Source organism: Serratia ureilytica (genome assembly GCF_017309605.1).
GTDB lineage: Bacteria > Pseudomonadota > Gammaproteobacteria > Enterobacterales > Enterobacteriaceae > Serratia > Serratia ureilytica.
Genome location: NZ_CP071320.1, coordinates 4,467,731 through 4,484,033 on the forward strand (window position 1 = coordinate 4,467,731; position 16,303 = coordinate 4,484,033).

At 62.2% G+C, this 16,303-nt stretch carries 14 protein-coding genes and 1 pseudogene; 6 read left to right on the forward strand and 9 right to left on the reverse strand.

Annotated elements, in window-relative coordinates; translation table 11 throughout:
• The first annotated feature begins 94 nt into the window (after positions 1 to 94).
• Entirely contained in the window at positions 95 to 1,222 is a 1,128-nt protein-coding gene (locus J0X03_RS21160) for an iron-containing alcohol dehydrogenase (RefSeq protein WP_160203943.1), read from the forward strand.
• 135 nt (positions 1,223 to 1,357) lie between these two features.
• Here J0X03_RS21160 and J0X03_RS21165 read toward each other — a convergent pair whose 3' ends face one another.
• The gene (locus J0X03_RS21165) at positions 1,358 to 2,287 is read right to left on the reverse strand and encodes a LysR family transcriptional regulator (RefSeq protein WP_033651382.1); all 930 of its coding nucleotides are present in this window, start codon (positions 2,285 to 2,287) and stop codon (positions 1,358 to 1,360) included.
• A 135-nt stretch (positions 2,288 to 2,422) separates the two neighbouring features.
• Between J0X03_RS21165 and aptA the strand changes: the two genes are divergently transcribed.
• The 4 genes from aptA (at position 2,423) to J0X03_RS21185 (ending at position 7,896) form a co-directional block, all read left to right on the forward strand.
• Positions 2,423 to 3,763, forward strand: a complete 1,341-nt coding sequence (gene aptA / locus J0X03_RS21170; protein ID WP_033641748.1) for an omega-aminotransferase AptA — start codon at positions 2,423 to 2,425, stop codon at positions 3,761 to 3,763.
• A 10-nt stretch (positions 3,764 to 3,773) separates the two neighbouring features.
• Positions 3,774 to 5,282 carry a CoA-acylating methylmalonate-semialdehyde dehydrogenase gene (locus J0X03_RS21175; protein ID WP_042783620.1) on the forward strand — a complete coding sequence of 503 codons (1,509 nt, stop codon included), beginning with the start codon at positions 3,774 to 3,776 and terminating at the stop codon, positions 5,280 to 5,282.
• 125 nt (positions 5,283 to 5,407) lie between these two features.
• The gene (locus tag J0X03_RS21180; RefSeq protein WP_033641746.1) at positions 5,408 to 6,784 is read left to right on the forward strand and encodes an APC family permease; all 1,377 of its coding nucleotides are present in this window, start codon (positions 5,408 to 5,410) and stop codon (positions 6,782 to 6,784) included.
• 2 nt (positions 6,785 to 6,786) lie between these two features.
• Positions 6,787 to 7,896 carry a DmpA family aminopeptidase gene (locus J0X03_RS21185; protein WP_047025158.1) on the forward strand — a complete coding sequence of 370 codons (1,110 nt, stop codon included), beginning with the start codon at positions 6,787 to 6,789 and terminating at the stop codon, positions 7,894 to 7,896.
• Between the two features lie 34 nt (positions 7,897 to 7,930).
• Here the strand turns inward: J0X03_RS21185 and J0X03_RS21190 are convergent, their stop codons facing one another.
• Genes J0X03_RS21190 through J0X03_RS21210 form a run of 5 tightly spaced genes read right to left on the reverse strand, consistent with a single transcriptional unit; the run spans position 7,931 to position 13,309 of the window.
• Positions 7,931 to 9,181, reverse strand: coding sequence for a phospholipase D-like domain-containing protein (locus J0X03_RS21190; RefSeq protein ID WP_160203942.1), 1,251 nt, complete (start codon positions 9,179 to 9,181; stop codon positions 7,931 to 7,933).
• Positions 9,174 to 9,824, reverse strand: coding sequence for a MotA/TolQ/ExbB proton channel family protein (locus J0X03_RS21195; RefSeq protein WP_060659997.1), 651 nt, complete (start codon positions 9,822 to 9,824; stop codon positions 9,174 to 9,176). The genes J0X03_RS21190 and J0X03_RS21195 overlap by 8 nt, the downstream gene beginning before the upstream one ends.
• A gap of 46 nt (positions 9,825 to 9,870) precedes the next feature.
• The gene (locus J0X03_RS21200) at positions 9,871 to 12,114 is read right to left on the reverse strand and encodes a TonB-dependent receptor family protein (RefSeq protein WP_047572799.1); all 2,244 of its coding nucleotides are present in this window, start codon (positions 12,112 to 12,114) and stop codon (positions 9,871 to 9,873) included.
• Positions 12,115 to 12,153: 39 nt separating this feature from the next.
• The gene (locus J0X03_RS21205) at positions 12,154 to 12,900 is read right to left on the reverse strand and encodes an energy transducer TonB (protein WP_046688175.1); all 747 of its coding nucleotides are present in this window, start codon (positions 12,898 to 12,900) and stop codon (positions 12,154 to 12,156) included.
• A 1-nt stretch (position 12,901) separates the two neighbouring features.
• Positions 12,902 to 13,309 carry an ExbD/TolR family protein gene (locus J0X03_RS21210; RefSeq protein WP_021504179.1) on the reverse strand — a complete coding sequence of 136 codons (408 nt, stop codon included), beginning with the start codon at positions 13,307 to 13,309 and terminating at the stop codon, positions 12,902 to 12,904.
• Positions 13,310 to 13,851: 542 nt separating this feature from the next.
• Here J0X03_RS21210 and J0X03_RS21215 point away from each other — a divergent pair.
• Entirely contained in the window at positions 13,852 to 14,154 is a 303-nt protein-coding gene (locus J0X03_RS21215; RefSeq protein ID WP_004933246.1) for a DUF5862 family protein, read from the forward strand.
• 55 nt (positions 14,155 to 14,209) lie between these two features.
• Here J0X03_RS21215 and idi read toward each other — a convergent pair whose 3' ends face one another.
• The 3 genes and pseudogenes from idi to J0X03_RS21230 form a co-directional block, all read right to left on the reverse strand.
• Positions 14,210 to 14,785, reverse strand: a complete 576-nt coding sequence (gene idi, locus J0X03_RS21220) for an isopentenyl-diphosphate Delta-isomerase (protein WP_069100389.1) — start codon at positions 14,783 to 14,785, stop codon at positions 14,210 to 14,212.
• 41 nt (positions 14,786 to 14,826) lie between these two features.
• Positions 14,827 to 15,054 carry a non-oxidative hydroxyarylic acid decarboxylases subunit D gene (locus J0X03_RS21225; protein WP_096242776.1) on the reverse strand — a complete coding sequence of 76 codons (228 nt, stop codon included), beginning with the start codon at positions 15,052 to 15,054 and terminating at the stop codon, positions 14,827 to 14,829.
• Between the two features lie 142 nt (positions 15,055 to 15,196).
• Positions 15,197 to 16,114 (reverse strand): annotated as a pseudogene (locus J0X03_RS21230) (L,D-transpeptidase family protein); the annotation flags it as partial.
• Positions 16,115 to 16,303 lie beyond the last annotated feature (189 nt).

Consider the following 16,303-nt stretch of genomic DNA (forward strand, 5'->3'; position numbering starts at 1 on the left):
TCACAGGTTGCCGCAGCGGGGAAAGCGGTGGCCGCTCCGCGCCCGCTGGCTTATGCTGTGGCATCGCGACCTGCAACGCCGTCAAGGAGACCTCATGTCCGTCAGCCACATCATCGCCAACCGCCAGACCTGGTTCGGCCACGGCAGCATCCAGCAGCTGCCGCCGCTGCTGCTTGCCGACCCGCAGCCGACGCTGCTGTTCAGCTGCCGCTCTTTTCTCAACGGCCCGGTGTACGCCGGCCTGCGCGAAGCGCTGGCGCCGCTGTTCATCGGCACAGAAATCGTCAGCCACGAGGCGTCGCCGCAGAAAATCGACGCCTGGGTGGCGCGCTGGCGCGGCCAGGCGCGGCGCGTGGTGGCCATCGGCGGCGGCAGCGTGCTGGACGCCGCCAAAGCGTTCTCCGCGCTGGTTGAGCACCCGCTGCCAACGCTGCGCTATATGGAAAAGGTGGGCGACAGCAAAATCAGCGGCGCCACCCTGCCGCTGATCGCCATTCCCACCACCGCCGGCACCGGCAGCGAGGTGACGCAGAACGCGGTGATCACCGATACCCAGGTCAGCAAGGTGAAAGCCTCGCTGCGTCATAACAACTTCGTGCCGCACACCGCCATTCTCGATCCGCAGCTGCTGGCGGGCGCCCCGGACAAGGTGCTGGCCTACTGCGCTATCGACGCCTTCACCCACCTGTTCGAGGCCTATCTGTCGAAAACCGCCGGCGCCATGACGCGCGATATGTCGCTGAGCGGCATCCGCCACTTCCTCGCCGCCTGGCCGGCGCTTAACCGCAGCGACGCGGCGCGCGAAGCCATTATGCAGGCTTCCTACCTCGGCGGACTGACGCTGAGCGCCGCCGGGCTGGGGGTCATTCACGGCATCGCCGGCGAGATCGGCGCGCTGCGCGACTACCATCACGGGCAGGTCTGCGGTCGCCTGCTGCTGCCGTTCCTCGCCCTGTTGGAAAGCAGCGAACAGCCGCAGCAGCGCGCGCTGATGGCCGAGCTGGCCGCCAGACTGTACCCGCACTGGCAGGGCAGCCCGGAGAGCTACCTGACCGATTTCATCACCCGCCACGCCATCGCGCCGTTCTGGCAGGACGATTTGCCGATTTCCGGCCAGGAGCTGGCGGTGGCGCTGGAGAAATCCAACAGCAAGAATTCCTGGATCGACTATGCGCCGGCGCAGCGGCAACGGATGATCAAAGAGGCGTTTCGCGTCGAATGATTATATAATCAGATCAACGCACTAGCAGGAGTTAAGGAAATGGGTATCATCGGCTGGATCTTCGCCGGCATCGCGGTCGGCATCCTGGTCGGCGCGCTGATCAGAATCTTCGGCAAGAAGAAAGAGCAGTAAGCGTCACGCTGTTCCGTGGGCCGCCAGCAGGCACTCATGGAACAGCTTCACCACCCGTTGCGGCACCGGCGAGCGGCGCAGCACGCTGGAGTACTCGCAGTGATAGCGGAACAGCGCCGGTTTGATCGCCCGCATCAGGTTCTGCGCCACAAAAAACGCCGCGTAGTGATCCGGCAAAAAGCCGACGTATTTGCCGGACAGGATCAGCGTGGCGATCGACTCTTGCGCGAACCCCGTCGCCTTGCGATGCAAATGTTGCTGCAGGCTCAGTTCCATATTCGGCGAATGGTAGCCCAATCCGGCGAAAGCATAATTGTGCAGCAGATCCCAATTTAATGTTTCATGGCGGGCGGAAAATAATTCATGCTGCGCGCCGCAATATAAGAACATCCTCTCACTGAATAACGAATGATAAGATAAACTTTCCGCGCTGCGGTGCATGGGAATAACGCCAACCTGAAATTGCCCGTCAATAACGCCACGTTCAATGGTATTAATCGGCTCCACGTACATTTGCAAAGAAACCTCCGGCGCGCGCTCGCTGAATAACGCGATGGCCCGGCCGATCTGCGCCTGCGGATTGCTGACCGTATGGTCGAATATCGCCACGTGCAGCTGCCCGCCCATGCGCTGGTGCACCTCGTCCACCCCGCGCCGGAACGCCTCGGTGGCCGCCAGCAGGTTGACGGTTTCCTGGTAGATAATCAGCCCCTCGTCGGTGACCGCAAAGCCCTCGCGCCCGCGCTGGCACAGCGTCAGGCCCAGCCGCTGCTCCAGATCCTTGATGTGCTTGCTGATGGTCGACAGGCTGATATTCAGCTCCAGTTCGGCGGCGCTCATGCCGCCGCAGTCGACCACGGCCTTGAATACCCGCAGCAAACGCAGATCCATATCCGACAATTGTCCCAGCAACGCGCGCTTTTTTACTTGCATAAAACCTTAAGTAAGTTTCGACATATGATTATTCACAGTAGAGAACAAGCGGTACATAGTCAATTTCGTACAACAATTCGTTAACAACTCATTTTATTTAATTAATCGCACTTATTTTCCTGCCCGGAGGAAAACATGGCCGCTGAAAATTATTCGCTTAATCGTCTCGATGCCGAAGGGTTAGAAGCCCATTGGATGCCTTTTACCGGCAACCGCAATTTTAAAGCGCAGCCGCGCATCATTACTCAGGCCGCAGGGGCGTATTACACCAGCCACGACGGCAGAAAGATTTTCGACGGCCTGTCCGGATTGTGGTGCTGCGGATTGGGGCACGGCCGGCAGGAAATCACCGACGCCGCCCAGCGCCAGTTGGCGACGCTGGATTACTCGCCGGCATTTCAGTTCGGCCACCCGCTGTCGTTCGAGTTGGCCAACAAAATCAAGGCGCTGACGCCGGCGGGGCTGGATTACGTGTTCTTCACCGGCTCCGGCTCGGAAGCGGCGGACACCTCGCTGAAAATGGCGCGCGCTTACTGGCGCGCCAAAGGCCAGGCGGGCAAAACCTGCTTTATCGGCCGGGAAAAGGGCTACCACGGCGTTAACTTCGGCGGCATCTCGGTCGGCGGCATCGCCGGCAACCGCAAGGCGTTCGGCGCCGGCGCCGAGGCGGACCATCTGCCGCACACCCTGCTGGCCGGCAACGCCTTTTCGCGCGGCATGCCGCAACAGGGGGCGGAGCTGGCGGAAGAGCTCAACCGCATCATCGCGCTGCGCGACGCCTCGACGATCGCCGCGGTGATCGTCGAACCGTTCTCCGGCTCCGCCGGGGTGATCGTGCCGCCGGTCGGCTATCTGCAGCGCCTGCGCGAGATCTGTACCCAGCATGACATTCTGCTGATCTTCGACGAAGTGATCACCGCCTTCGGCCGCTGCGGCGCGATGACCGGCGCCGAGGCGTTCGGCGTTACGCCGGACATCATGAACATCGCCAAACAGGTGACCAACGGCGCGCAACCGATGGGCGCGGTGGTGGTGCGGCCGGAGATCTACCAAACCTTCATGAACGGCGGCGAGCCGGACTACCAGCTCGAATTCCCGCACGGTTACACCTACTCCGCCCATCCGGTCAGCTGCGCGGTGGCGCTGGCGACGCTGGACATCCTGCAGCGCGAACAGATGGTGGAGCGCGTGCAGGCGCTGGCGCCCTATTTCGAGCGCGCGGTGCACAGCCTGCAAGGAGCCAAACACGTCGCCGACATTCGCAACATCGGCCTGGCGGCCGGCATCACGCTGGCGGCGCGGCCCGGCGAACCGGCGCGGCGGCCCTTCGAAGCGGCGATGCGCTGCTGGGAAAGCGGGTTTTACGTGCGCTACGGCGGCGACACCCTGCAACTGGCGCCGCCGTTCATCAGCAGCGAAGCGCAGATCGATGCGCTGATCAACGCCGTCGGCGATGCCCTCAACGCCACCGAATAAGGAGCGAACCATGACCATTACCCATTGGATCAACGGCGAACCCGCCGCCGGCGGCGAACGCAGCCAGCCGGTTTACGACCCGGCCACCGGCCAATCGGCGCAGGAGGTGCTGCTGGCCGATCGCGCCACGGTGGAGCGCGCCATCGCCGCCGCCGAGCAGGCTTATCCCGCCTGGCGCGACACGCCGCCGCTGAAGCGCGCGCGCATCATGATGAAGCTCAAGGATCTGCTGGAGCAGCACGCCGACGCCATCTGCCAATTGATCACCGCCGAGCACGGCAAAGTGCTCAGCGACGCCCTGGGCGAACTGCAACGCGGCATCGAGAATATCGAATACGCCGGCTATGTGCCGGAACTGCTGAAAGGCGAACACAGCAAAGAGGCGGGCCCGGGCATCGACAGCTGGAGCGAGTTTCAACCGCTCGGGGTGGTAGCGGGCATCACCCCGTTCAACTTCCCGGCGATGGTGCCGCTGTGGATGTGGCCGATGGCGGTCGCCTGCGGCAATACCTTCGTGCTGAAGCCTTCCGAGCGCGTCCCTTCCGCCGCGCTGTATATCGCGCGGCTGGCGGCGGAGGCCGGGCTGCCGCCGGGGGTGCTCAACGTGGTCAACGGCGATCGCGAAGCGGTGGAGACGCTGCTGCATGACGGACGCGTGAAGGCGATAAGCTTCGTCGGTTCGACGCCGGTCGCAGAACACATCTATCACACCGGTTGCGGCCAGAACAAACGGGTGCAGGCGCTGGGCGGCGCCAAAAACCACGCGGTGGTGCTGCCGGACGCCGATATCCCCGGCGCGGTCGGCGCGCTGATGGGCGCGGCGTTCGGCTCCTGCGGCCAGCGCTGCATGGCCATCCCGCTGGTGGTCGCGGTGGGCGACGGCACCGCCGACGCGCTGATCGCCGGGCTGCGGCAACAGATGGCCGCCATGCGCGTCGGCCCCGGCAGCGACAACCGCAACGACATGGGGCCGCTGGTGACTCAACAGCATTATCAGAAGGTGAAAGGCTATATCGATCAGGGCGTGGCCGAAGGCGCCGAGCTGCTGGTGGACGGCCGCGAACTGCGCGTGACGGACGCCGACGGCCGCCCCAGCCAGGGGTATTTCCTCGGCCCGACGCTGTTCGACCGCGTGACGCCCGGCATGCGCATCTATCAGGAGGAGATCTTCGGCCCGGTGCTCGGCGTGGTGCGCGCGGCGTCGCTGCAGGAGGCGATGGCCTTGATCGACGCCCATGAATACGGCAACGGCACCTGCCTGTTCACCCGCGACGGCGAAGCGGCGCGCCACTTCTCCAGCCGCATTCAGGTCGGCATGGTGGGGATCAACGTGGCGCTGCCGGTGCCGGTGGCCTACCACTCGTTCGGCGGCTGGAAGCGCTCGCTGTTCGGCGATCTGCACGCCTACGGCCCGGACGCGGTCAGGTTCTACACCAAACGCAAGACCATTACCCAGCGCTGGCCGGCCTCCGGCGATGCCCGCCGCGCCAGCTTCAGCTTCCCGTCGGGGCAGGGGTAACACATAAGAACAATAAACTTCCGGGGAGCAACGCTCCCCGGCATTTAGCGCGCTCCATTTGATTTCTGCGTACAGCCTGTGCAGCAAAACAATTACTCACTCACACGTTAATGGAGTCGTTAACCATGAAAGAGTCCGCCCCTGAACACACTTTCAAAGGCAATCTCAGCGTCCTCGACGTGGTGATGATTACCGCTTCCGGCGTGACGCCGGCCAGCTCGATCTTCGTCATCGCGCCGCTGGCGATCGCCAGCGCCGGCAGCGGCGCCTTTCTGTCGTTTCTGATCGCCGCCTGCGTCGCCGCCACCATCGCGCTGTGCTATGCCGAGCTCGGCGCCGCGCACCCCAGCGCCGGCGGCGAATACAGCATCATCAAACGCCTGTTCGGCACCCTGTGCGGGTTGCAGACCTATCTGTTTATTCTCAGCGCCGCGCTGTTCGTGCCGGCGGTGCTGGCCACCGGCGCCGTGCCCTATCTGAATACCGCGTTGGGCACCTCATTCGACGCCTCCACCGCCGGCATGATCACCGTGCTGATCGGCGGCGCCTGCGCCATTTTCAACATCAAGGCCAACGCCCTGCTGACCGGCGCCTTTCTGGTGGTGGAAGTGGCGGTACTGGCGCTGATCGCCTGGCTCGGTTTCAGCCATCCGCATCAAAGCGCGGAGATCCTCACCGCGCCGGTGATGCTGGACGCGCAGGGCAGCCTGGCGCCGGTTTCGCTGCCGCTGATCGTCGCCATGGTCGGGGTCGCGCTGTTCTCCTACAACGGCTACGGCGCGGCGGTGTACATGGCGGAAGATATGCGCGAGCAGGGCAAACCGATGGCGGTCGCGATCATGCTGACGCTGGTCATCGTGGTGCTGGTGGAACTGGTGCCGTTCACCGCCCTGCTGATCGGCTCGCCGTCGCTGGCAGAGATGGCCAAACAGGCCGATCCGGTCGGGTATGTGGTCACCCAGCTCGGCGGCCCGACGCTGGCGCGGGTGGTAAGCGGCGCGATCTATCTGTCGGTATTCAACGCCATCATCGCCATCGTGGCGCAGTTCAGCCGCATGATGTTCGCCAGCGGGCGCGACGGCTTCTGGCTGCCGACGTTCAACCGCGCGCTGAAAATCATCCACCCGCGCTTCGGCACCCCCTGGATCGCCACCCTGCTGTTCGGCGTCCCCTCGGCGCTGCTGGCGTTTTGCTCCGACCTCGAATCGCTGACCTCATTCACCGTGATCCTGCTGCTGCTGGTGTACATCATCATGGCGGTGGCGGCGCTGATCAGCCGCCGTCGCCGCCACTTCCATCACCCGTACCTGATGCCGCTGTGGCCGCTGCCGGTGGCGGCGGCGCTGCTGTGCTGCCTGTACGTGCTGTGGACGATTTTGATCGCCAGCAGCCTGAAAGACTTTATTATCATTGCCGGCATCATCGGCTTCGGGCTGGCGCTGAACCACTTGCGCGGCCGCCAGACGGCGCCCCTCGCCACCCCCTCAATAGAAGGAGAATAACCATGACGCAGCGCGCTCAGGATCTGGGCATCACCATCGGTCAGGGCACGCCCGGCCCGCTGAACGCCATCACCGACGTGCCCGGCGTGCGCGTCGGCCATGCCAGCCTTCATGCCGATTTGGCGGACGGGCGCAGCGTGCGCACCGGCGTGACGGTAATCGAACCGCGCCCCGGCTCCGCTCGCCACGCGCCCTGCTTCGCCGGCGTGCACGTGCTGAACGGCAACGGCGACGCCACCGGCCTGGAATGGGTGCGAGAAGCGGGCCTGTTGACCAGCCCGATCGCCTTCACCAACACCCACAGCGTGGGGGTAGTGCGCGATGCGCTGATCGCGCTGGAGCGTGAAACGCTGCCCGCGAGCGACAACGCGGTGTACTGGAATATGCCGGTGGTGATGGAAACCTTCGATGGCCTGCTCAACGACATCAACGGCTTTCACGTCAAGGCCGAGCACGTGCGCCAGGCGCAGCAGGCGGCCAGAGGCGGCTTGCCGCAGGAAGGCGCGGTCGGCGGCGGCAGCGGCATGATCTGTCATGAATTCAAGGGCGGCAGCGGCACCGCATCGCGCCGCTTGCCCGCCGATCAAGGCGGCTGGACGGTGGGCGCCATCGTGCAGGCCAACCACGGCAAGCGCGAGTCGCTGCTGGTCGGCGGTTACCCGGTGGGCCGCCACCTGGGGCATATCCCCTCGCCGTTCACGCCGCAGTTGCCGCATCCCGGCATGGGCTCCATCGTGGTGGCGCTGGCGACCGACGCGCCGCTGCTGCCGCACCAGTGCGCACGGCTGGCGCAGCGCGCCAGCATCGGCATCGCCCGCACCGGCGGCGGCACCGAGGATTCGAGCGGCGATATCTTTATCGCCTTCGCCACCGGCAACGACGGCCTGCCGCCCGCTGACTACGCCAATAAAGGCGATTTCACCACGCCGCTGCGCATGGTGAACAACGACTACATTTCGGCGCTGTTCGCCGCGGCGGCGGAAGCGGTGGAAGAGGCGATCGTCAATGCGTTGCTGGCGGCCAATACCGTCAGCGGCAACGGCCATCGGGCGGAAGGGTTGAGCGCCGAACAGCTGGTGACGGCGCTGGAGAAGGCCGGCTGGCGGCGGTAAACAACGCGGGGCGCGGGTTAACGCGCCCTGACCGTCAGGATTCGCCGCCCGGTTTGGGCGTCGGGTAATCGTAATCCAGCTTCAACGGCTCGGCGTAGACGCTGTCCCACAGCTGTTGGTACAGCCTGTCCAACCGCCCGCTCATCGCCGTGCTGTGCAGCACCAGCTCCAGATTGCGCGAGTTGTCCAGATAGCCGCCGGTCCAGTTGCTGGTGCCCACCCAGGCAATCTCATCGTCGATGGTCATCAGCTTGCTGTGAATCACGCGGGCAAACGGGATGAAGCCGCTGCTGGCCGGCGGAATGGTCACCACCTTGATCTGCACGTTCGGCACCAGCGCCAGGCTCTTCAGCCAGGCGATATCCGGCTTTTTGGTGTTCCAGTTGGCCACCATCAGCTCGATCTGCACCCCGCGCGCCGCCGCGCTGCGCAGCGCGTTGTCGATCACCGCGTAGAAGGGGCGGCTGCGCTCCGGGCCAAACGACAGCGGCGCGTAGTCCATCACCTGCACCCGCACCCGCCGTTTGGCGTCGGCCAGCAGACGCGGCAGCTCGGCCTGCGAATCGAGCACGCCCGCCGGGTTGTAGGCGCGCGGGCTGGCCACCAGATAGTTGCCCTGCGGCTGCGCCGTCGGCGGCGAATCGGGCAGCGCCGGCACCGGCTTATCCTGCGCCAGCAGCGCCTGCGCCCGCCAATCCTGTTCGAAGATCGCCTGGATCTGCCCCACCACCCTGGCGTCGCTGATGCGCAGCCCGGTTTCGTGAATGTGTTCCAGCGCGCGCCAGTCGAAGTTCTGGCTGCCGACGAACGCCTGCTCGCCGTCCACCAGCAGATACTTGGCATGCAGAATGCCGCCGCTCAGCTTCTGGTATGGGATGATGCGCAGCTCCAGATTGGGGATCGCCTTCAGCTGTTCCAGCGTTTCGGCGGTGGAGAGGCGAATGCCCTTCTCTTCCAGCAAAAAGCGGATTTTCACCCCGCGTTCGCCGGCCGCCTTCAGGTGCTGCAGCACGCCGTCCAGCAGCGAACCGTCCTGATTCGCCACGTAGAACTGCCCCAGATCGATGCGGGTTTTCGCCGCGTCGAACATCTCGCGCCATACCTCGGCGGTGTTGCGCAGGTCGTCGGCCTGCAGCGCGGTTTCCACCGGCGCGGTGTACACCAGCTCGTAACCGGGAATAGCAAAACGCGCCGCAGCGCTCTGGCTCAACATCAACAAACAACCGCTCCACAATGCCGTATAAAGGCGGCATCTCGGCCGCCGTACTGGATGGCCATTAGGCATAGCGCGGCGCTCCGCTGTCAACCCATTGTTCGCCGCTGCCGCTTTCCGGACGGCTGGCCGGTTGACCGGCGCGGATCAGCAGCACCTTCAGCAGTTCGTTGATGCGCTCCATACGGCTCTGCAGGAAATTGTTGGCCACCAGGCACAGCAGCGCGATGGCGATGCCCAGCCCGGTGGCGTACAGCGCGGTGCCCATGCCGGCCGACACCAGACTCGGCTCGGACACCCCCGAGGCGGCCAGCGCCTTGAAGGTTTCGATGATCCCCATCACCGTGCCCAGCAGCCCCAGCAACGGCGCGGCGGTGACCACGGTTTCCAGCAGCCACAGGCCGCGCGCCATCGGCGGCTTGCTCAGCAGATACTGGGCGTCGATCAGATCGCCGATCGCCTCACGGTCGCCGGCGCGGTGTTTCTGCGCCAGCACCGGCGCGATCACGGCCATCGGCAGGCTGTTACGCTGGGTCAGCACGTCCGGCAGATCGGCGGCGCGGCGCACCTCCGGCGTCAGCGCCTGCTCCAGCCGGCGCGCCTGGCGTTGGGTGTAGGCGAAGTACAGCGTGCGTTCGATGATGATCACCAGCGCGATCGCCAGCGCGGCGTACATCACGTAGAAAATAATGTCGTGCAACAGATTGGCGTCCATACAGGGCTCCTCTTCCCCGCCGCCGGGCAGACGGCGGGGCATTCAGTTAAAAGGTGGCTTCCAGCGAGACGCTGAAGGTGCGTTCTTCGCCGACGTTGTAATACGGGGTGCTGGCCTTCACGCCGCCGTAGGGCGCCGCGTTGAAGGTGGTGGTGCGCACCGAGGTCAGGTATTCCTTGTCAAACAGGTTGCTGATGCCAAAACGCAGCGCGGCGCTTTTGACGATTTTCTTGTCCACCGGCAGATGCACCCCCGCCGCCAGATCGAACACCGTGCGCCCGCCGATCTTCTCGTCGTTGGTCAGATCGCCATAGAACGCGCTGACGTACTTGCCGCTGACGCTGCCGTAGTACAGGCCGTCGTCATAACCCAGCGTCATGTTCAGCAGGTTTTTCGGCACGTTCGGCACCTCTTTGCCGGAGGTCGGCAGCGGCAACCCGCCGTTGCTGACGATGTCGCTCTTCTGCTTCGATTGGGTATAGGTATAGGAGGTGTAGTAGTTGAAGTTATGCGGCAGTTGGCCGCTCCACTCCAGCTCCAGCCCTTTGTTCTCCACGTTGCCGATGTTCATCATCTCGTAGTCGCCGGCCGCGTTGGTGGTGGAGATCTGGCGATCGCTGTAGCGCATGTAGAACAGCGTGGCGCTCAGCAGCATGTCTTCCTGTTGGAAGCGCCAGCCCAGCTCGTGGTTCCAGCTCAGCTCCGGCTTGGTGCTGAGCGAATCGCCGACGTTGTACAGCACATAGTTCGGCGGCGTGCGCATGTTGCGCGTCAGGTTGTAGAACACCTGGTTTTCCTGGTTCACCTTATAGCTGGCGCTGAAGTTCGGCAGGAATTCATGATAGGTGGCTTTGCGTTTCTCCGGCGCGTTGTACAGGCTGCCGCGATTGTCCCCTTTACGTTCCACGTACTGATAGGCCAGGCCGCCGACGAAAGTCCAGTCCGGCGTGGCGAACCAGGTATCCTGCAGCCACACCTTCTGCGCCGGGGTGATGGTGTACTGGTTGCGCCCCTGAACGGTGTTGCCGTTGGCATCCTTCACCTGATCGGAACCGCCCGGCGGCCCCCAAATCTGCGACGGGTTGCCGTCGCCCTTGATGCTGATGAACGGCTGGGTCTGCAGCTGGCGCGCGCGCTCATACCAGTAACCGATATCCAGACTGTGCTGATCGTTGATGTCCCACTTCAGCTTGGTGGTGATGCCCGGCCGCCAGGTCTGCGTCCACGACGGGCGGTAGTAGGTGTTGGATTTCAGGTTGCTGAGATCGTACTGCCCTGCCCTGTCCGACGTGCTGGACAATACCGACGCGGTTTGGCCGTTGAAGCTGCCGCCGTTGCCCCAGTAGTAATACGGTTGCAGGGTCAGCGCCAGGTTGTCGCGCAGCTGCAGCTTCTGGGTGAACGACAGCGTGAAGTTCTCGAACGGGTTGCGCTCGAGCTTGTAATACTTGTTCAACTGTCCGCGGCTGTTGTACTCCGGCGTGGTGGCATAGTCGGTGTCGCGGCCGTCGTTTTGGAACTGCGCCTTGCTCAGGGTGTTGTAGTTGGTGTTGTTCTGGCGGTTGTACTTCATCACCAGATTGCTGCTGTTGCCGTTGCCGTCTTCGTACAGCGAGTTCATCTCGAACTTGTCGGAGTACAGCCGCCCCTCGCCGCGCCACTTCTTCGCCTCGGTGTGCGAATAGGAGAGCCAGTTGCTGAAGCCGTTGTACTCGCCGGTGTCCAGGCGGGCGAAGGTTTTGCTCAGGCTGTTGCTGCCCAGCGTTTGCTTGACGAAACCGCCGAAGTCTTTCGCCGGGCGGCGCGTTACCAGGCCGATGTTGCCGCCGCTGGAGCCGATATGCGGGCCGTCCGCTTCGGAAGAGCCCTGGGTGACGAACACCTCTTCCAGGTTCTCCGCATCGCCCAGCAGGTTCGGGTATACCGCGTAGTTGCCGGAGTCGTTGATCGGGATGCCGTCCATCGACAGGCCGATCTGATCCGAGTTCATGCCGCGCATGGTGTAGTCCACGCCGCTCAGGCCGCTGGCGTCATTGCTGTTGACGTTGAGGCCCGGCGTGAACTTCAGCTTGTCGATGGCGTTGGCCGCCGACGGCATTTTATCCATCGCCTCTTTGGTGACGGTGGAGCGCGCTTTGGCGCTGTCGTCCTGCACCATCATGCCGCCGCCGAGCGACTGCCCCTTGACGCTGATGGTGCCGACGTCGGTGCCGTCGGCCGCCAGCGCGGCGCCCGGCAGCATCGCCGACATCACCGCCAGATAGATCCCAGAACGATTGAACGATTTCATGGTGTGCATCCCTTAAAAATCAAACGATTAACCCTTGCGCTAAGGCGCCTGATAATTGAACGTCGCGGTAAATCTTTTGGTTGTTTGCCCGGCGAACGCGTCGCTCGGGAATGGCTTCACTGAACTGATGCTTTGCAGGCTGCTCATCGCCGCGCGATTCAGCAGCATGCTGGCGGCTTTGTTGGCGATGCCGGAAGAGACCACCCGCCCGCTGCGATCGACCTCCAGCCACACCTCGACGTTGCCCTGCGGGCGCTCGAGGGAGGCCTGACGGCCGGTCGGGTAGCGCTTGCGCTGTTCCAGTTCGCGGCGCAAGGCCAGCAGATAGCCGTTTTCAATCGCCTGCGCATTCACCTTCGGCGCCGCCGGGGCGGCCGGTGCGGGTTGCGCCGCCGGTTTACTGACCGGCGCGCGCGGCGCGGCGGGCGCCGGCGTCGGTTTAGGCTTTTCCACCGGTTTGGCTTTCTCTTTCACCGGCTTGGGTTTGGGCTTCGGTTGCGGTTTCGGCACCGGCTTGGCTTCCACGATCGGTTCCGGCGCCGGCACCACCGGTTCGGGGATCGGCTCCGGCTCGGGCGGCGGCGGTTCGGGCTGGGGGTCCGGCGGCGTTTGCGGTTGAGGTTCAGGCGCCGGTTCAGGCTCCACCAGCGCCAGTTCGATGGCGGTTTCGTCGTAGCGCGGCTGGATCTTCAGCGCCGCCTGCTGGCTGGCGAACAACAGGCAGCCGGCGACAATCAGCGCCGGCAACCAGCTGAAAAGATGACGTGAGCGATAGAGCAGATACATGTCACAGCTTCCGTGTCGCGATGGAGACGGAGAAGAAACCGCCCTGGCGCAGGTTATCCATGACCGCCACCAGCCGCTCGACCGCCACGCCTTTGTCGCTGTTGACGATGATGGTGGTGGTCTGGTTGGCCTGCTGCTGTTGCTTGAGCGTCGTGACCAACGCGTCAAGCGCGATCGGCTGGCCATCCAGCTGCAGCTGTTCGTCGGCCCCCAGCGTGATAATCGCTTTCTTCTGCGGTTTCAGCTGTTGCGCGCTGCCGGCGGACGGCAGCTGCGTTTTCAACCCGAGCGCCGGAATGACGTTCAGGCTGATCAAGACGAAAAACACCAATAAAAACATCATCACGTCGATCATCGGGATCAGTTCGATGTGCGCTTTGTTCTTTTTCGGTTCGTTCCAGTTACGCATGACACTCCCTCACAAAAGCGAAGCAGCCAATATAGGAGGGGTTTGTTTACCTTTTGTTACGCTTGTGTGATCTTATTTTCACAGTGCGGATTTTTTGCGAGAATTTTTTCAATGGCAGGCGATAACGAAGAAGATATAACTTATTAATTAGCTATAGTTTTTAATGGAATAATCACAGGACGGACGCACTCGCCTAACGGGTAGCAGAGCCTGAAATGTGAAAATAGTGACAGCCGCACCGGGCCCAGGGCAACGACGAGAAGAAATCGCCTCAGCCCGTCCGCAATAAGGGCATTATGATGCTTTCCACCGCTGCCTCCAGTGATATCGCCTTTTTTAGCCAAGAAGATTCTCAATTCCCGTCATAAAAATATCGACAGAAAATAAATACTCGCATATATAACCAAACAATATTCCACGTTGGATATATTATTGCCAACGGCTTATCAGCTGTTATATTTTTAAATTGAAATAGCGCGTCAGCGTTATTTTCGGTATTAATTAAACTCACTAAGTCACCCTTTTATTTATAAGGATTGTATATGAAAGTACTTAGTCAATATGAAGAGCAGTACGTTAGCGGTGGCGATCTGAACGCGGCCTGGGATGGGTTGCTGGACGGCGCTATGACCGGCGCGCTGATTGCAGGCAAATCCGCAGGGGCCGGCGGCTTTATTGCCGGCGCCGTCGGCCAACTGGTCGGTACCATTATCGGCGGCGTCGCAGGCGGCGTGGGGCTGGGGCTGTATGGCCTGACGCATACGCAGCAGGAAGTGGCGGACTACGCAAAACATTTCCGCGAAACTATCGGCTCCACCTCGACCTCGGTCGGCGGCAGCCTATAAGCACGAATAGATAGTCACCCTCGCGGTGGCTATTTATTTTATTGCCAACCTCACCCTACGCGCCCGCTGAACGCGTTATCATTATCGCATCCCGATATTCTTTCAAGCCTGAGGTTATCGCCTCGGTATTCAATTGCGAAACCATCCACGGGCTGAAAGCGAAAGGCGTTAATTTTACCGCCGCCATTAAATGATTGAGCTCGACCCAGGCATAATCCGCAACCTCATCCGGATTGCCATGGAGCGTGCCTTTAATTTGCGCGGCAAATACCGGGCAAACTTCATTCTCCATCACGCCGGACGCGTCGGTAGCCTGGTAGCTGAATGCCTCGCTCAACAGCATTATCTGCTCCACCTCCGTGCCCAGTTCAACCTGAGCGCGGCGCCTCACCGCCTGTGCCAGCGCCTCTTGCGGCAAGGGATGGCCGCAAAAGGAATTGGTCCAAACCCCCGGCCAGGCGGTTTTACTCAACGCACGTCTTGTGGCCAGCACGTTGCCCTCTGGGGTAAAGAGGTAACATGAAAAGGCCAAATGCAGCGGCGTATGGTGCGTGTGCACCTGATTTTTCGGCATCGTCCCGCAAGGCTGCCAGGCGGCATCGAGCAAAACGACGTCTTCGTTATTCATCATCGCGATTTCCATAAAAGACGGACGCTTGCCCGCCTTCAGTCTCATTTCGTCAAAAGAGGAGGAATGGCCGGCACGTCCGGCGCATTATCGATATCCTGCTGAGTCATGCGAAACTCAGGCGGATAATGCTCCCGTTCCGTTCTGCCAGCAGGCTCGGTATTCCGCCAGCTATAAAGACAGTGCTGGCATTGATATACCGTCCCTACGCCCTTCACCGGTGAATGTATCATGATGTCTGTCTGTTTATCGGCCCGACAAGGGCAAATCATAGGATCGCCTTAAGGACGGTTAGCCGGCATGGCGGTTAATTGTCTCTCCCCCCAGGCCGGCCTCATCAGAGGGTACAAAAATCATAAAAAAAGACGCCCGCAGGCGTCTTCTTGGTATTGTCACTGAAGCCCGAGGCGATCAGTTCACTTTCACCGGCATACCGGAACGGGCCTTGATCGCCGCATCCACTTCGCTCTGGTTGACGCCGGCGTCCATCAGCACTTTGCCGACCGGCGCGGAAATGGTCAGCGGCACCGGATCCTTGGATTGCAGCTGCTCTTCGTTGGCCGACAGCGGGTTGTGCACTTCCACGTAGCGCGAGCCGTCCGGTTCGACGGTGGCCTTCATCGGTTCGTTGATGAACTGCACGCGGGTGCCGACCGGCACGTTCTGGAACAGGTACTTGATGTCGTCGGCGCGCAGACGCACGCAGCCGTGGCTCACGCGCAGGCCGATGCCGAAGTTGGCGTTGGTGCCGTGAATGGCATACAGGCGGCCAACATACAGCGCATACAGCCCCATCGGGTTATCCGGGCCGGCCGGGAACACCGCAGGCAGGATCTCGCCGTCAGCCGCGTATTCGGCGCGCATTTTGGCGGTCGGCGTCCAGGTTGGGCCGTCTTTCTTGCGCTGCACGGTGGTGGTCCAGTTCAGCGGGGTGTCTTTACCCAGCTGGCCGATACCGATCGGCAACACCACGACGGTGTTGGAACCTTTCGGGTAGTAGTACAGACGCATTTCGGCGCTGTTGATGATGATGCCTTCACGCGGCGCGTCCGGCAGGATCAGCTGTTGCGGGATGGTCAGGGTGCTGCCGGCCTTCGGCAGGAACGGATCCACGCCCGGGTTGGCCTCCAGCATGTTGCTCAGCCCCATCTGATACTGGGCGGCGAAGCTCTCCAGCGGCAGTTTGCTGTCTTCCGGTACGGTGATTTGGATATTTTCGCCCACCAAACGGCTGTCTTTTGGCGGCAGCGGGTAGACGACGGCGAAGGCAGCCTGGCTGAATGCAACCAGTGCCGTAAACAGGGTTAATAACGCGCGAATGCTCATTTTCATCTTCGTGTTGGTCAAGGCCACTGGCGATTATGGGTATTGGTTTCTACGGCCACTTTGCCCCGTTGAATTTCAGCCGGCAGCCAACGGCGCTGCGGCCTGAAAAACCAGGGGGGATTTGACCGGATGCGCATTATATGTGCACATCAATCAAAGTGTGAACCATTACCGATGTAATATCGCAATTTTTTG